The following is a 15401-nucleotide window of genomic DNA, read 5'->3' as shown; positions in this document are numbered from 1 at the left end:
TCCACACGCCAGCGCTGGTGCTCTTACGATTCCCCATTCCCCATTCCCCATTCCCCGCCGTTAATGCCCACCCCGCTGCGCCGCCGTCTGCGGCTGTTCCGCCGCTATGCGATCACTGCCGCCGCGCTGGCGGTGGTGGCGATCGCGTTGCTGGTCGGGGCGGCCAGCCAGGCGTTGCCGTTGGCGGAGGAGCATCCGCAGCAGGTTGCCGATTGGTTGAGCCAGCGCGCCGGGCAGGCGATCGCCTTCGATCGGCTGGACACCGAGTGGACACGGCGCGGGCCGCTGCTGCGGCTGGATGGCCTGCGGATCGGCCCGCATGGCGAGGTGCAGGTGGGGCAGGCGGAAATCCTGCTGGCGATGTATGCCGGGCTGTTGCCCGGTCATTCGCTGACCGAAGTGCGTCTGCGCGGGCTGGCGCTGACCCTGCAACGCGGCGACGACGGCGTGTGGTCGGTGCAGGGGTTGCCGAGCGGCAAGCGTTCCGATCCGCTGGACGCGCTGCGTCGGCTGGGCGAGATCCAGCTGGCCGAGGCGCGGCTGAAGGTAAACGCGCCCTCGATCGGCCTGGACACCACGCTGCCGCGGATCGATCTGCGCCTGCGCGTGAGCGGTTCGACGCTCAAGGTCGGCAGCCGTAGCTGGATCGATCTCAAGCGCGCGCCGCTGACCGCGGTGCTGGAGTTCGACCGCAACAGCGGCGACGGCAGCGCCTATGCACAGGCCGACCCGGCCGATCTGGCGGCCTGGGCGTCGCTGCTGCAGGTCGGCGGCATGCGCCTGGACGGCGGCGGCGGGCGGCTGCAGGCCTGGGCGCAGCTGCGCGCGCGCCGGGTGAGCGCTGTCACCGTGGATGCCGATCTCACCCAACTGCAATTGTCGGGCACCGCACTGCCGGATGAAACCGCACGCCGCACGCTGCGCTGGGAGCGGCTGCAGGCGCGCGCGCGCTGGCAGACCATCGACGGCGGCTGGCGGCTGGATGCGCCGCTGCTGCGGTTGGGCGATGCGGCAAATCTGCAGCGGCTGGATGGGCTCAGCATCGCCGGCGGGCGTCGCTATGCGGTGGCCGCCAAACAGGGCGATGTCTCCGGCCTGATTGCCGCTGCCGCATTGAGCGATCAACTCTCGCCTGGGCTGCGCCGCTGGCTGACCCTGTCCAGACCGCAGCTGCGCGTGGCCGATCTGCAGATTGCTGGCGAGCAGGGCGGCGCCGTGCGTGCGCAGGGGCAGATCGAAGAACTCGGTTTCCTGCCGGTGGGCAATGCGCCGGGGATCAGCGGTTTGCGCGGACGCATCGACGGCGACGCGCAGGGCGGCGAACTGGACACCGCAGCGGACGCCACGGTGCGTTTCGACTGGCCCACCGGCTTTGGCGTGGTGCATCAGATCCAGCTGGCCGGCAAGATCGTCGGCTGGCGCGAAGGTGCCGGCTGGCAGGTCGCCACCCCGGCCCTGCGCGTGCAGGCCAGCGACTACGGCGCCAACGTGCGCGGCGGGCTGTGGTTCCAGAACGACGGCAGCCGCCCGCGCATGCAACTGGCCGCGCAGCTGGACGATGTAGCGCTGCCGGTGGCGCGCAAGTTCTGGATCCGCTCCAAGATGAGCAAGGCCGCCATCGACTGGCTGGACATGGCCGTGGCCGGCGGCGTGGTCACCGGTGGCACCGGCCTGGTCAGTGGCGATCTGGACGACTGGCCGTTCGACAACAACGATGGGCGCTTCGAGGCGTTCGGGCACATCCGCGATGGCGTGATCCGCTTCCAGCCGGATTGGCCGGCGATGGAGCAGGTGCAGGCCGATCTGAGCTTCATCGGCAACGGCTTCTCGCTGCAGGGCCAGGGCGATCTCGCCGACACCCCGATCGCGCAGCTGGAGGCCGGGATTCCCAGCTTCACCACCTCCGAGCTCTACGTGCGCGCCTCCACCCAGGCCGACGCGGCACAGCTGCTGGGCATGCTGCGCCAGAGTCCGCTGGAGCGCCGTTATGGCGACACCTTGCGCAACCTCACCGTGTCCGGCCCGGCGGCGGTGAGCTTCGACCTGCTGCGCCCGTTGCGGACCAAGGGCGTGGGCGGCCATCTGCAGGGCACGGTTGCGCTGCAGGGCGCAAAGCTGGCCGATGCGCGCTGGAACCTGGCCTTCGACCAGGTCAGCGGGCAGGCCGAGTACCGCGACAGCGGCTTTGCGGCCGAGCGGTTGAGCGTGCAGCACCAGGGCCGCACCGGCGAGCTGGCGCTGCGTGCCGGTGGCTTCGTGCAGGACCCGGCGCAAGCCTTCGAAGCACGCTTCAACGCCACCCTGGACGCCAAGGAGTTGTTCGACCGGGCGCCGCAGATGGAATGGTTGCGCCCTTACGTGCATGGCAGTGCGCCATGGCAGGTGGGGGTGGACGTGCCGCTGCCCACGCCGGGCCAGCCGGATGCGCAGGCGCTGCTGACGCTGCGCTCGGACCTGTTCGGCACCACGCTGGATCTGCCGGCGCCCCTGGACAAGCCGGCGACCCGTGCGCTGGACACCCAGGTCAAGGTGGCCTTGCCGGTGGGCGATGGCGACATCGATGTGGCCTTCGGCAAGCTGGTGGCGTTGAAGGCCAGCAGCCAGGGCAACCAGACCGGCGTACGCGTGGTCATGGGCACCGACACCGTGACCGAGCGCCCGCCCGCCAATGGACTGGTGGTCACCGGCCGCACCGCCTCGCTGGATGCGATCGACTGGATCAGCCTGGCGCGTGGCAGCAGCGATCCCGACATGCCACCGCTGCCGGGCCAGCCGGCACCGCCGAAGAAAGACGCGGTACCGTTGCAACAGGTGGACGTGCAGGCCGACAAGCTGCTGATGATCGGTGGCGTGTTCCCGCAGACGCGGCTACGGCTGCGCCCGACCCGCGATGCGGTGGCGGTGACCCTGGACGGGCCCTCGCTGGCCGGCCAACTCACCGTGCCCAATGCCGAGGGCGGCACGGTGCAGGGCAAGCTCAGCACCGTGCGCTGGCAGCCGGTGGCCGATGCGCCGACACCCGCCGCGCCCGAGCCGGGCGACCCGCTGGCCGGTGCCTTGCCGGAACCGGCGCGCCGCGCGGTGGCCGAGTTCGACCCGGTCTCGATCCCGCCGCTGGCGCTGGATATCGATGATCTGCGGGTCGGCAAGATGACCCTGGGCGCGGCGATCCTGCGCAGCAGCCGGCTGACCGACGGCATGCAGGTGGATCAGTTGCAGCTGCGCTCGGACGACCAGAGCATCGGCCTGACCGGCGCGTGGCGCGGCAAGGGCGAGGCCGCCAGCACGCGGCTGTCGGCGCGCGTGGACAGCCGCAACCTGGGCAACCTGCTGCAGAACCTCACCCTGGGCGGGCAGCTGCGCGGCGGCGAAGGCCAGCTCGAACTCAACGCCGGCTGGCAGGGTTCGCCGACCGGCTTCGCGCTCGGCTCGCTGGACGGCAACCTCAAGGTGGACATCCGCAATGGCCAGTTGCTGGAAGTGGAGCCCGGTGCCGGGCGTGTGCTCGGCCTGCTCAGCGTGGCGCAGCTGCCGCGCCGGCTGATGTTCGACTTCCGCGATTTCTTCTCCAAGGGGCTGGCCTTCAACACGCTGGATGGCGAGGTGCGCTTTGGCGAGGGCTTCGCGCGGACCGATGCCATCCGCATCGCCGGCCCGGCCGCCGATATCGCCATCCGCGGGCAGACCGACCTGCGCGCGCAGACCTTCGACCAGACCGTGGACGTCAACCCCAAGGCCGGCAACCTGCTGACCGTGGTTGGCGCGGTGGCCGGCGGCCCGGTGGGCGCGGCGGTGGGCGCGGCCGCCAATGCGGTGCTCGGCAAGCCGCTGGGTGCGATCGGCGCCAAGACCTATCACGTCACCGGGCCGTGGAAAGACCCGCAGGTGGATGTGGTCGAACGCGAGCGCGCGCCGAGCAAGCCGGCCCCCGCTGCCAAGACGCCTGCTACACCGGCGCGCTGACGCCACTTTGCGCTGTGGTGCACCGCGCGCTGATGGTCTGACAGGAGTGTTGCTCAGCGATGCGGCGCCCGGTTGCCACCAACGGCCGACCAGTCCGCCACAGGCCGCTTCGCACGCAGCTCAAGGCGCCGCTTGTGCTCAGCCGCCTGTCGCGTCCTCGTCGCTGCCGGCGCGCGTGAACATCGGCAGGCGCAGGCGGGCACGGTGGCCCGGTTGCGGCGTCTGGTCTGCTCCGGTGACACCGCGGAAATAGCCGCGCTGCCACTTTTCGCGTGCCGCCGCCGATTTCGCATCGGGCAGTTCATCCAGAAAGCGCGTGCGGCTTTGGGTCCAGTCGGCATGTTGCTGCGCCAGTTGCGGCGCCTCGGAGAGCGGCTTCCACTGCGGCTGCACCTGCTCGATCAATTGGCGCTGTAGCGGGAACAGGTGACAGAACGGCTCGCCGGCGGCAAAGCGCACCCGCCCGGGTCGGGTAAACCGCCAGTTCATGGTGAAGGTGGACGGGCTCCAGTCGGTTTCCACCATGCCGCTCAGCGCGCCGATGCCGTCCTTGGGGCGGTTCAACGGGCCGGTGACGAACAGATCGACCCCGCTGTCGGTGCGGAACAGGCAGGGCACATGGAAGGTCAGCACGCCATAACCGAAGTGGCTGATCGCCGGCGCCACAGTGCCGGCATCGGCGCTGATGGCAATGGCGTCCAGACCATCGCTGCCATCCCACTGCGCCTCGAAACCGGACTGGCACAGCAGCTCCCAGCCATGCGCATTGGCAATGGCCAGCGGCAGGCAGCGGTAGGCGTAGCGCTGGTCGGTGGCATCCATCCAGTCGCGCGCGTGCGGGGCAGGGCGGATGTCCAGTGTGTGGCCGTCCAGGACGTGGGCGATGAGCTTCATGCGCAGGCGCGGCAAAGAAAACGATGCAGCCATGATAACGGCGCGCCCGATTCAGCCGGACGACTTGTCTCCCCGGCGCGCGGGCCCCATCCTGATCGCATGACCGACAACGCTCTCACTCTGGCCGAAACCCGGCTGCTGCTTCCTTCCGGCCTGGACGCCGGCCATCTGGACCGCACCTTCGGCGCCTTGCTGGGCCCCGGTATCGACTTCGGCGATCTGTATTTCCAGCATTCGCGGCGCGAGAGCTGGAGCGTGGAAGACGGCATCGTCAAGGACGGCGCGCATTCCATCGAACAAGGCGTGGGCGTGCGCGCGATCTCCGGCGAAAAAACCGGCTTTGCGTACTCCGACGATATCCAGCGCGACACCCTGCTGGAAGCGGCGCAATCGGCACGCGCCATTTCGCGCGATGGCGGCGCGCACCCCAGCCGCGCACTGGTGCGTGGCAATGGCCGTGCGCTGTACCCGGCCACCGACCCGATCGACGACATGGACAGCGCCACCAAGGTGGACCTGCTGCGCCGCATCGACCAGTTCCTGCGCGCCGCCGACCCGCGCGTCAAGCAGGTGATGGTGAGCCTGTCCGGCGGCGTGGACACCGTGCTGATCGCGCGCAGCGATGGCGTGCTGGCGGCCGACGTGCGCCCGCTGGTGCGTCTGAACGTGCAGGTCATCGTCGAGCACAGCGGCCGCCGCGAGTCCGGTTACTCAGGCGGTGGTGGCCGCTATGGCTATGCCGAACTGTTCGCCGATGGCCGCCCGGAAGGTTTTGCGCGCGAGGCGTTGCGCCAGGCGCTGGTCAATTTGGATGCCATCCCCGCACCGGCCGGCGTGATGCCGGTGGTCCTCGGCCCGGGCTGGCCCGGCGTATTGCTGCACGAGGCGGTCGGCCATGGGCTGGAAGGCGATTTCAATCGCAAGGGCACCAGCGTCTACGCCGGGCGCATCGGCGAACGCGTGGCCTCGCCGGGCGTGACCATCGTTGACGACGGCACCCTGGACGGGCGTCGCGGCTCGCTCAACATCGACGACGAAGGCACGCCCAGCCAGTGCACCACCCTGATCGAGGACGGCGTGCTGGTGGGCTATATGCAGGACAGCCACAACGCCCGCCTGATGGGCGTGGCGCCGACCGGCAACGGCCGCCGCGAATCGTTCGCGCACCTGACCATGCCGCGCATGACCAATACCTACATGCGCGCCGGCCAGCACGACCCGGAAGAAATGATCCGCTCGGTCAAGAAGGGCATCTATGCAGTGAACTTCGGCGGCGGTCAGGTCGACATCACCAGCGGCAAGTACGTGTTCTCGGCCACCGAGGCCTACCTGATCGAAGACGGCAAGGTCACCGCGCCGGTGAAGGGCGCCACGCTGATCGGCAACGGCCCGGAAACCATGCAGAAGGTACGCATGATCGGCAATGACCTGGCCCTGGACGAAGGCGTGGGCGTCTGCGGCAAGGACGGCCAGAGTGTGCCGGTGGGCGTGGGCCAGCCGTCGCTGTTGATCGACGGCATCACCGTTGGTGGGACGCAGGCCTGAGATGCGGGGAATCGGGAATCGGGAATCGGGAATCGGGAATCGCAAGTGCAGGAGCGGGGTATCGCGTGTCTGAGCCTTGTGCTGCGTCGGGGCTGATACCGGGAATCGGGATCGGAGCATCGGGAAGCGTAGCGGTAGGGGCGCGTAGCGTTCTTGGCGCTCAGGTGTCGCCTACCCAGGTTGCTGATGTTGGACGCATGCTGCCGCGGTTGGCTGCGGCGGAGGCGTTGGTTGAGCGGCTCCGCGATTGCGGCCGCCAGGTGCTATTCGTCGTCTTCCAGATCCTGGTCGTCTTCCAATTCCGAATCCCCACTCTCCACTCCCTGCGCTTGAGACAGATCGCGCAGCACCTGGAACAGTTCGCGGTAGGCGCGCGGGGGCTTGTTCTTGGCGCGTTCGTGGATCGCGTTGCGCACCAGCTGGCGCAGTTGCTGGCGGTCGGCGTCCGGGTAGGCTTCCAGCAGCTCGGCCAGCGCGGTGTCGCCTTCGGCGAGCAGGCGTTCGCGCCAGCGCTCGACCCGGTGGATCGCGGCCACTTCGCGGCGCGCGGTGTCGCTGTTGGCATCCAGCGCATCGCGGATCGCATCCAGGGTTTGGTCGTCCTCGCGGCGCATATGCTTGGCCAGAAACGCCAGTTGCCGCTTGTGGGCAATGTGCGAGGTGATGCGCTTGCTTTCTTCGATATGCGGAATCAGCGATTCGGGCACCGGCAGCTTGGCCAGCTGGGCCGGCGTGAGCGCGACCAGCTTTTCGCCCAGCGCAAAGATTTCCAGCGCTTCGCGCCGCTGCTGGCTGCGGCTGGCGCCGCGGAATTCACCGGTCTCTTCATCGCGTCCGCGCATTGCCACTACATCCCGAAACTTGGTTGATAAACATCTCCGGCCATGAGCGGCCGGATTCTCGCGGACGGATCCGCATCCAAATCAGACAGTCCGGCCAAGGATGGCCGGGTTCTTGCGGACGGATCCGCATCCAAATCAGACAGTCCGGCCAAGGATGGCCGGGTTCTTGCGGACGGATCCGCATCCAAAGGATAAAGCATTGAACGCACTCTCCTCCGAAACCCGTGTCACCGACGACAGCCTGCAGCGCCTGGATGCGCTGACCGACATCTCCCAGCGCCTGCTCGAGCGTGCCCGCGCCGCCGGTGCCACCCAGGCCGAAGTGAGCTGCAGCGAAGAGCGCGGCCTGGATGTGAACGTGCGGCTGGGCGAGGTGGAAACCGTCGAATCCACCCGCGACCGCGGTATTGCGGTGACGGTGTATTTCGGCAAGCGCAAGGGCAGCGCCAGCACCGCCGATCTGCAGGAGGCGAGCCTGGAAGCCACGGTGGCGCAGGCCTGCGCGATCGCGCGCTATACCGAAGACGACGCGGCAGCTGGCCTGGCCGACCCGGAGCTGATGGCGCACACGTTTCCCGAGCTCGACAGCTGGCACCCGTGGGCGCTGGATGCCGATACGGCGGTGGACCTGGCCTTGGCCTGCGAAACCGCCGGGCGCGATGCCGATGCGCGCATCAGCAACTCCGACGGCGCCTCGGCCAGCACCGGGCTCAGCCTGTCGGTGTATGCCAACTCGCATGGCTTCGTGGGCCGCGAGCGCGGCACCCATCATTCGATCAGCTGTGCGCTGATCGCGGGGCAGGGCGATGGCATGCAGCGCGATGGCTGGTACAGCAGCGCGTTGGCGCGCGAAGACCTGGAGGCGCCGGATGCCATCGGCCGGCATGCCGCCGAGCGTGCCGTGGCACGCCTGGCGCCGCGTTCGCTGCCCACCGGCCAGTTGCCGGTGTTGTTCGCCCCGGAAGTGGCGCGCTCGCTGGTCGGGCATCTGCTCGGGGCGGTGTCTGGTGGCGCGCTGTATCGCCGCGCCAGCTTCCTGCTCGACAGCGTCGGCACCAAGCTGTTCCCGGACTGGTTCAATATCGAGGAACTGCCGCACCTGCGCCGCGGCCTGCGCTCGGCCGCGTTCGATGGCGAAGGCGTGGCGACGCGGCGCTCGGCCCTGATCACCGACGGCGTGCTGCAGCGCTACGTGCTGGGCAGTTATTCGGCGCGCAAGCTGGGGCTGCAGACCACCGCCAATGCCGGCGGCGTGCACAACCTGCAGGTCAGCGCCAACGCCGGCGATCTGGCATCGATGATTGCCGGCATGTCGAGCGGCCTGCTGGTCACCGAACTGATGGGCAATGGCGTCAACCCGGTGACCGGCGATTACTCGCGCGGCGCCGGCGGCTTCTGGATCGAGAACGGCGCGATTGCCTACCCGGTCGATGGCCTGACCATCGCCGGCAATCTGCGCGAGATGTTTGCCGGCATCGAAGCGGTAGGCAGCGACGTGGACCCGCGCTCGCACGTCAAGATCGGCTCGGTGCTGGTCAACCGCATGACCGTGGCGGGCGATAGCTGAGTGCGGATCGTCTGCAGGCCGGCGCGCTGAGCGCACTCGGGCGCAGTGGCGCTCGATGCATGCAGACGCCTGGCTGGCCATGTGGTTGGGTTGGATGTCGGCGCCGGATGGTACGCACTGCACGGACCGGACCTGGTGAACGTGCGAGACCATGTCTTCCCGCACTGGTGACTGGCTGAATCGTTGTTATAGTCCGCCGCACCACAATCATGTTTGGGGAGACAGATGAGCGAATTCGATACGCACGCCGCACCGCCGCCGCCGATCGGCACCAGCACCCCGTCGGAAGAGCGCACCCTCGCGTTGGCTGCACATCTGCTGGGCATCGTGACCTACTTCGTCGGCGCGCTGGTGATCTGGCTGATCAGCAAGGACGCCAACCCCTCCAAGCCTTTTGCCACCGATCAGGCCAAGGAAGCATTGAACTTCCAGATCACGGTGACGCTCGCCATGATCGTGGCGGTGATCCTGGCCATGGTGTCGTTCGGCATCCTGTTCTTCCTGCCCACCCTGGTTTTGATCGGCAGCCTGGTGTTCTGCATCCTGGCCGCGGTCAAGGCCAACAATGGCGAACACTACCGCTATCCGTTCGCGCTGCGCCTGATCAAGTAATCGGCACGGTACGCACAGCAAAGGCCCGGCATCGCTGCCGGGCCTTTGTCGTTTCAGACGATGCCGCGCTTAGTTCTGCGCCGGGGTGTTCTCGGCAAAGTATTCGTGGCTGTCGGCATTGGTGATCGCCTGGGCCGGATTGCTCTGGGCCAAGCTGCGTGCGCCGGACTGACCATAGACGCGGTCCTGCGTGCCGGCCACCACGGTGAAGTGGCTGGTTTCATGCACCAGGGTGCCGGCCTTGGAGTCGGTGCCGGTGGTCGACGCACTCCAGAACGCGTTGCACACGTGGATCTCGTACGGCTGGTTCGGATAGACGTAGGCGAAGGCATCGGCCAGATCCGCCTCGCAGCTGCAGTTGATCGTCAGCTGGCCGTTGTTCTGATCCAGCGCGTTGTCGATGTTGACGAAGTTCGAGCTGACCCGGCTATAGCGCGAGGCGTTGTACGCACCGAACCAGGTGGTGTAGCGCGCGCCGGTGCTGCCGGCGTTGAGGTAGTTGCGCGCGTTCTGCGAGTAGTTGCGCGCGGCAGTGACGGCACTGGCGGCCTGGTTGGTGCGGGTGGTGCTGCAGTTGAGGTAGTTGATGCCGTTGACCACGGCGGTCGGGCCGATCGCCAGCTGGCGCTGGACGCCACGGTTGACGCCGTCCAGCCAGACGGTGAGTGGGGTGCTGGTGGCCACGGCCGGCTCACCGTTGGCGGCCTTCATCAGGCTGCCGTCGGAGAGCGAGGCGTATTGCAACGCCGAGCGCACCTGGATGGTGTAGTTCCCGCTGGTGGACAGGTCGTAAGCGCCGGCCAGATCGACCTCGCCCTTGACGCTCTGGCCCGGCTGCAGAATGGTGAAATCCGCGGCCTTGGGCAGGCCGCGCTTGACCAGACGTCCGGTGTACTTCACCGGCGCGCCATCACGGCTGACCTCCAGGATGCCGTTGTCCAGCGACTTCAGCGGCAATTGATAGGTCGGCACGCGGGCGATCTTGCTGCCGTTGTTGGTGACCGTGACGGCGATCTTGCCCTGATGCCGCCCGGCCTGGTCGGCCACTGGCGACAGTTCGATGGTCAACGGAACCGGGCCGCGCAATGACTGCGCCTGCGCCGAACCGAGTACGCCAACAACGGCGAGCGTGCCTGCTGCAAACGATGCAAGAAAAACATTCTTCACCAGTGACTCTCCTTGGTCGGGGGATGCCCGCGAATGCGGGCGATCCAAACCTAGGCAGAGCGAGCGGGCGCGACAAGTCGTGCAATTAGCGATATTTCTACTTGTTTGATATCCCGACTGGCCGCTAAACCATCACCTATGTCGATAATTCAGCAATAAAGTGTGATGAATGTCATGAATGCTGCTTTCGCGTGTGTCAGTCGTTGACACAAATCGCGATGAAGAAAGTTGCGTTTTGTGACCGGCCTCTCCGGTCCCGGAACGACGCCTGAATCCCCAACCGTGCGCTGGCGCACGGAGTGCGCGAAGCGGGTCCTGTGCAGTGGAGATGGTGCAGGTGGCAGGGCGGAAGGTTGGCAGCGTTTGGCTCGCCCTCGCTCACCAAGGCACGCCGCGCAGGCGGCAGCGTGTCCGCGCGCTCAGTGCACGCGGTCTACTGCAAACCGGCCCAGCGTTGCCAAGGTTTCGCCGGGCTGGCCGTAGGGCTGCAGGATGTCGTGCATGCGGGTGGCCAGTTCGGCCAGTTTCGATTTGGCGCCATCCATCCCGAGCAAGGCAGGGTAGGTGGATTTGGATTGCGCGGCGTCCTTGCCGGCGGTCTTGCCCAACTGCGCCGAGCTCGATTCCACATCCAGGATGTCGTCGCGGACCTGGAACGCCAGCCCCAGCGCCTCGGCAAAGTCGTCCAGGCGCTGCTGGTCGGCCGGCGCAGCTGCACCGCCGAGGGCGCCCATGCGCACGGCCGCGCGGATCAGTGCGCCGGTCTTGAGCGCATGCATGCGCTGCAGTGCGTGCAGCGATTGCACTTGACCGGTGGCGTCGATATCCAGCGCCTGGCCGCCGCACATGCCGGCGGCGCCCGCGGCGGTGGCCAGGCTCTGCAACCAGCCGACCCGCAGCGCGGCATCCACCGGTGCCATGGCCAGCAGTTCGAACGCACGGGCCTGCAGGGCGTCGCCGGCCAGGATCGCGGTGGCTTCGTCGAAGGCGATGTGCACGGTGGGCTGGCCGCGGCGCAAGGCATCGTCGTCCATGGCCGGCAGGTCGTCGTGCACCAGCGAATAGGCGTGGATCAGCTCCACCGCCACGGCGGGCGTATCCAGCAGGTCTTCCGCAGCGCCGAACAGTGCGCCGCTGGCGTACACCAACAGCGGCCGCATACGCTTGCCACCGCCCAGCACCGCGTGCCGCATCGCCGCGTGCAAACGCTGCGGCGGTCGCGTTGCGATGGGCAGGCAGGCGTCCAAACTGCGCTCGGTGCGAGCGATCCAGTGGTCGAACACGCTGGAACTCACCTCAGCCGCCGTCCTGTGCGGGCGGTTCGAAGGGTTCGGCGAGCTCGGGACGCGCGGGGTCGGTCAGCATGCGCACGCGCAGTTCGGCGTGTTCAAGCGCCTGCTGGCAATCGCGATACAAGCCGATGCCGCGTTCGTAGGCGCTGAGCGACTGCTCCAGGCTCAGGTCGCCGACCTCCATTTTCTGCACCAGTTGCTCGAGTTCTTCCAGCGACTGTTCAAAGCGGGCAACCGGGGATGTTTCGTTCAAGGACTTCTTGGCCATCGTGGAAGTGTGCGGGGCGCAGCCAGGGCGGTCAATTCGCCGGGCTGCTTGCCTGCCAGTGCAGGCTGGCGTGATTGGCCTGCAGCCAGGCGTGCAGGGGGGCCGAGACGATGCGATCGCCGGCGGCCAGCACTTGTGCGCCGTCCCACAGGATGGGCAGGCGGTCGCGCTCCCACGGCGGCAGGTCCGAGGCCTGCAGTAGGTGCTTGAGCCGATGCGAGTGGCTGCGCTGCGGCAGCACGATGCGCTCGCCGCCGTGACGTGCACGCACGAGCAACGGGTGGGCGAAGTGCAGCTGCTGCGGCGCGTGCAGGGCCAGCGTTGCACCATCGGGCAGCTGCAAGGGCCGGGCGCCGTCCCAGTGCGCGGACCACGCCGCCGGCCAGGCTGCCGTGGTGCGGAGCAGGTACAGGCACTGGCGCCAGCGTCGCACCTGCACCTGCTGCCAGGCGAAGCAGGCCTGCCGGTCGGACGCGGGCATGTCGATCTCCCGCAGCAACGCTGCCACACCCTGCGCGGGGAGCGGTGGCGCATGCGCTGCGTTGACCCAGGCGCGCAGCAGGCGCGGCTGTCGTGCGCTGGGCTGCGCTGCGAGCAACTGCAGATCCAGCGCGCCACGTCGGGTGAGCAGGGCGGGCAGCAGCGCCAGATCATGGTGCAGCAGCAGGTCGCCGGCGTCGGCGCTCAGCTGCGCGCTGCGTGCCAGGGCCTCGCTGGCCTGCGGCCACCGGTGCTGCAGCAACGGCAGGATGTGGGTGCGCAGGAAATTGCGGTCGTAACGCGGATCGGCGTTGCTGGGATCGTCGATCCACTGCAGGCGATGCGCGTATGCGTAGGTCTGCAACTGGTCGCGTGCGTGCGCCAGCAACGGGCGCCACAAGGTACCGGCGGCGAATGGCCGCTGCACGCGCATGGCCGCCAGCCCATCCGGGCCGGAGGCACGCAGGGCGCGCAGCAGGAACGTTTCGGCCTGATCGTCGCGATGATGCGCCAGTGCCAGCCATTGGCCGCTGGCGAGCACGTCGGCGAAGGCGGCGTGGCGCGCCTGGCGGGCAGCCGCTTCCAGCCCCAGGCCGCTGTCGCGTGCGACCTGGACATGCACGGTCCGCAGCGGGACGCCCAATGCCTCGCAGGTCTGCCGGCAGTGCGCCGCCCAGGCGTCGGCATCGGCATGCAGGCCATGGTGCACATGCACCGCGCGCAGGCCATGGTCGCGATAGGCCTGCGCGGCAGCCAGGGCATGCAGCAGCACCGTCGAGTCCATGCCGCCGCTGTAGGCGACCAGCACCGGGCCCGGTGGTGTGGCAGGCAGCAAGGGCGCGGCAGTCATCAAGGTCTCACGATCCGCGATGATCCAATGGTGCAGTCAATGCGCTGCTATCAGACGAGCGAATGCATTCTGCGCGCTGGCGGGCGGTGCGCATCCGCGGTGCCAAGGCGTGCGCCGGCGGCGCGCCGGCAACTGCCCGCAGCCCTGCATCGCCGCGCCCATCGTGCCTTTCAGTCCACCGCCGTGGCCCCCCAGCCTGCATCTCAGCGCCTGTCCGCCGCCTCGAACGCGGCCGGCTCGGGCAGTTGCACCGGCACGCCGGCGGCATCGCAGGTGCCGGCCTTGCACAGGCGCTCGCGCAGCCGCGGGGTGGCCTGCACGATCACGTGGTAGATGACGTTTTCTTCCAGCGTGCCGCGGAACGCCGCGCTGCCCGGGCCGGTGGCCCAGATGCCGACATCTTCGCCGCCGTGGGTTTCGGACTTGGTCGGCACCAGCGCTTCCTGCATGTAGCCGGGCGCTTCGGTATCGACGTGGGTCAGGTCCGGGCGGCCTGCGGCCGGCTCGCTGCTGCTGGGCTCATGCGGAAATTTCTTGCTGCCGGCCGGCTGGGCGTTGCTGGCGCCGGTGTAGCCCGGGCCGTTGGCGTAGCTGAGCGTGGTGTAGGGCTGGCCGGCCATGTCGGTGGCCAGCTGGGTGCGGTCGCCTTCCTCGCCGCCGGTGCCGCGCACCTTGCCCAGGATCGGATTGCCGCGCACCGGGTAACCGACGAAGTTGAGCGTGTGCGAATGGTCGGCGGTGACGATGATCAGCGTGTCCGGTGGTGCGGTCTGCACGGCAGTGCGTACCGCATCGGACAGCGACACCGTTTCGTCCAGTGCGCGATACGCATTGCCGGCATGGTTGGCGTGGTCGATGCGGCCGCCTTCGACCATCAGCACGAAGCCGTTGGGGTCGCGCGACAGCGACTGGATGGCGGTGCGGGTCATCTCGGTCAGGCTGGGCTCGCCCTGCGGGCTGCGGTTGCGATCATGGTCGAACTGCATGTGATCGGGCTCGAACAACCCCAGCAATGCCGGTGCACCGGCTGCGGCCTGCAGCTGCTGCTGGTTCCATACATAGGCGCCCTGCGGGTGCGCCTGCTTCCATTCGGCGACCAGATCGCGCCCGTCCAGGCGCAGCCCGACCTTGTCGTCGTACTCGGGGTCGCGCTCCTGCACGGTCTGGAACTGGCTACGGCCACCGCCGAGCACCACCTGCGGGCCGCGGCCATAGCGGGCGGTGGACAGCAACTGCTGGGCGATGTCCTGACAGCCGGCAGCGCGCGCGGCCTCGGGCAGGTCGGTGTCGTTTTCCCAGTTGCGCTCCGGCGAATGGGCGTAGGTGGCCGCCGGGGTGGCGTGGGTGATGCGGGTGGTGGTGACGATACCGGTCGCCATGCCGGCGCTGTCGGCCAGCTGCAGCCAGCTCAGCAGGCCCTTGCCCAGGCTGTCGGCACAATCGCTGCGGCTGCCGCTGCCGACGCCGATCGCGCCCATGTGCGACTTCACGCCAGTGGTGATGGAGGTCATGGTGCCGGCCGAATCGGGGGTCTGCGAATCGGTGTTGTAGGTCTTGCTGAAGGCGGTGGCGGGGAACTGTTCCCACGACAGCAGGTTTTCTTCGCCCGGGCCGCCCTTGCGCTGGCCATCCAGGATGCGCGCAGCGGCCACGGTGGTCAGGCTCATGCCATCGCCCAGGAACAGGATCACGTTGCGCGCCTTTCCGGCCATGGCGCCATTGCCGGCCGCACGCGCCGCGCCGGAGCGGTACCACCACTGCGGGGTCTCGCCGGCCGGATGCGCCACTGGCGGCACGTCCACCTTGACCGCAGCAGGTGCAGGGGCGGTGGTGCCGGAGGTGGAGGCGCAGGCGGCCACGCACAGCGTGGTCAGGGCGGCGAGGGCAGGCAGGCGATAACGCATCGGGTTCGAACTCGTGG

The 15401-nt window shown here is 68.4% G+C and carries 11 protein-coding genes; 4 read left to right on the top strand and 7 right to left on the bottom strand.

Annotated features, from left to right (window positions below):
- Window positions 1-63: 63 nt before the first annotated feature.
- Complete coding sequence (locus HG421_RS11330) at window positions 64-3963, top strand: YhdP family protein (protein ID WP_169706457.1); 3900 nt, start codon at window positions 64-66, stop codon at window positions 3961-3963.
- A 138-nt stretch (window positions 3964-4101) separates the two neighbouring features.
- Here HG421_RS11330 and HG421_RS11325 read toward each other — a convergent pair whose 3' ends face one another.
- The gene (locus tag HG421_RS11325) at window positions 4102-4857 is read right to left on the bottom strand and encodes a DUF6065 family protein (protein WP_169706456.1); all 756 of its coding nucleotides are present in this window, start codon (window positions 4855-4857) and stop codon (window positions 4102-4104) included.
- Window positions 4858-4956: 99 nt separating this feature from the next.
- On the opposite strand from HG421_RS11325, the gene tldD reads away from it, so the two are divergent.
- Window positions 4957-6402, top strand: a complete 1446-nt coding sequence (gene tldD, locus HG421_RS11320) for a metalloprotease TldD (RefSeq protein ID WP_169706455.1) — start codon at window positions 4957-4959, stop codon at window positions 6400-6402.
- A gap of 263 nt (window positions 6403-6665) precedes the next feature.
- Here tldD and yjgA read toward each other — a convergent pair whose 3' ends face one another.
- A complete protein-coding gene (gene yjgA, locus HG421_RS11315) occupies window positions 6666-7244 on the bottom strand; it encodes a ribosome biogenesis factor YjgA (protein WP_169706454.1) in 579 nt (192 codons plus the stop codon).
- Between the two features lie 199 nt (window positions 7245-7443).
- On the opposite strand from yjgA, the gene pmbA reads away from it, so the two are divergent.
- Window positions 7444-8811, top strand: coding sequence for a metalloprotease PmbA (gene pmbA / locus HG421_RS11310; protein ID WP_169706453.1), 1368 nt, complete (start codon window positions 7444-7446; stop codon window positions 8809-8811).
- A gap of 225 nt (window positions 8812-9036) precedes the next feature.
- Window positions 9037-9423, top strand: coding sequence for a DUF4870 domain-containing protein (locus tag HG421_RS11305; RefSeq protein WP_169706452.1), 387 nt, complete (start codon window positions 9037-9039; stop codon window positions 9421-9423).
- A gap of 69 nt (window positions 9424-9492) precedes the next feature.
- Here the strand turns inward: HG421_RS11305 and HG421_RS11300 are convergent, their stop codons facing one another.
- From HG421_RS11300 to HG421_RS11280, 5 genes are all read right to left on the bottom strand, one after another.
- Window positions 9493-10590: a M35 family metallo-endopeptidase gene (locus HG421_RS11300; RefSeq protein ID WP_169706451.1), complete on the bottom strand. Its 1098-nt coding sequence runs from the start codon at window positions 10588-10590 to the stop codon at window positions 9493-9495.
- Between the two features lie 419 nt (window positions 10591-11009).
- On the bottom strand, window positions 11010-11885 hold the full coding sequence (locus HG421_RS11295; protein WP_169706450.1) for a polyprenyl synthetase family protein: 876 nt from the start codon (window positions 11883-11885) through the stop codon (window positions 11010-11012).
- 1 nt (window position 11886) lies between these two features.
- Entirely contained in the window at window positions 11887-12150 is a 264-nt protein-coding gene (locus tag HG421_RS11290) for an exodeoxyribonuclease VII small subunit (protein WP_104540163.1), read from the bottom strand.
- A 31-nt stretch (window positions 12151-12181) separates the two neighbouring features.
- The gene (tilS, locus tag HG421_RS11285) at window positions 12182-13480 is read right to left on the bottom strand and encodes a tRNA lysidine(34) synthetase TilS (protein ID WP_429001874.1); all 1299 of its coding nucleotides are present in this window, start codon (window positions 13478-13480) and stop codon (window positions 12182-12184) included.
- A 203-nt stretch (window positions 13481-13683) separates the two neighbouring features.
- The gene (locus tag HG421_RS11280; RefSeq protein WP_169706448.1) at window positions 13684-15384 is read right to left on the bottom strand and encodes an alkaline phosphatase; all 1701 of its coding nucleotides are present in this window, start codon (window positions 15382-15384) and stop codon (window positions 13684-13686) included.
- Window positions 15385-15401 lie beyond the last annotated feature (17 nt).

The sequence above is a fragment of the Xanthomonas campestris pv. badrii genome, from assembly GCF_012848175.1.
Taxonomy (GTDB): Bacteria; Pseudomonadota; Gammaproteobacteria; order Xanthomonadales; family Xanthomonadaceae; genus Xanthomonas; species Xanthomonas campestris_C.
This window is presented reverse-complemented; position numbering and strand designations above follow the sequence as displayed.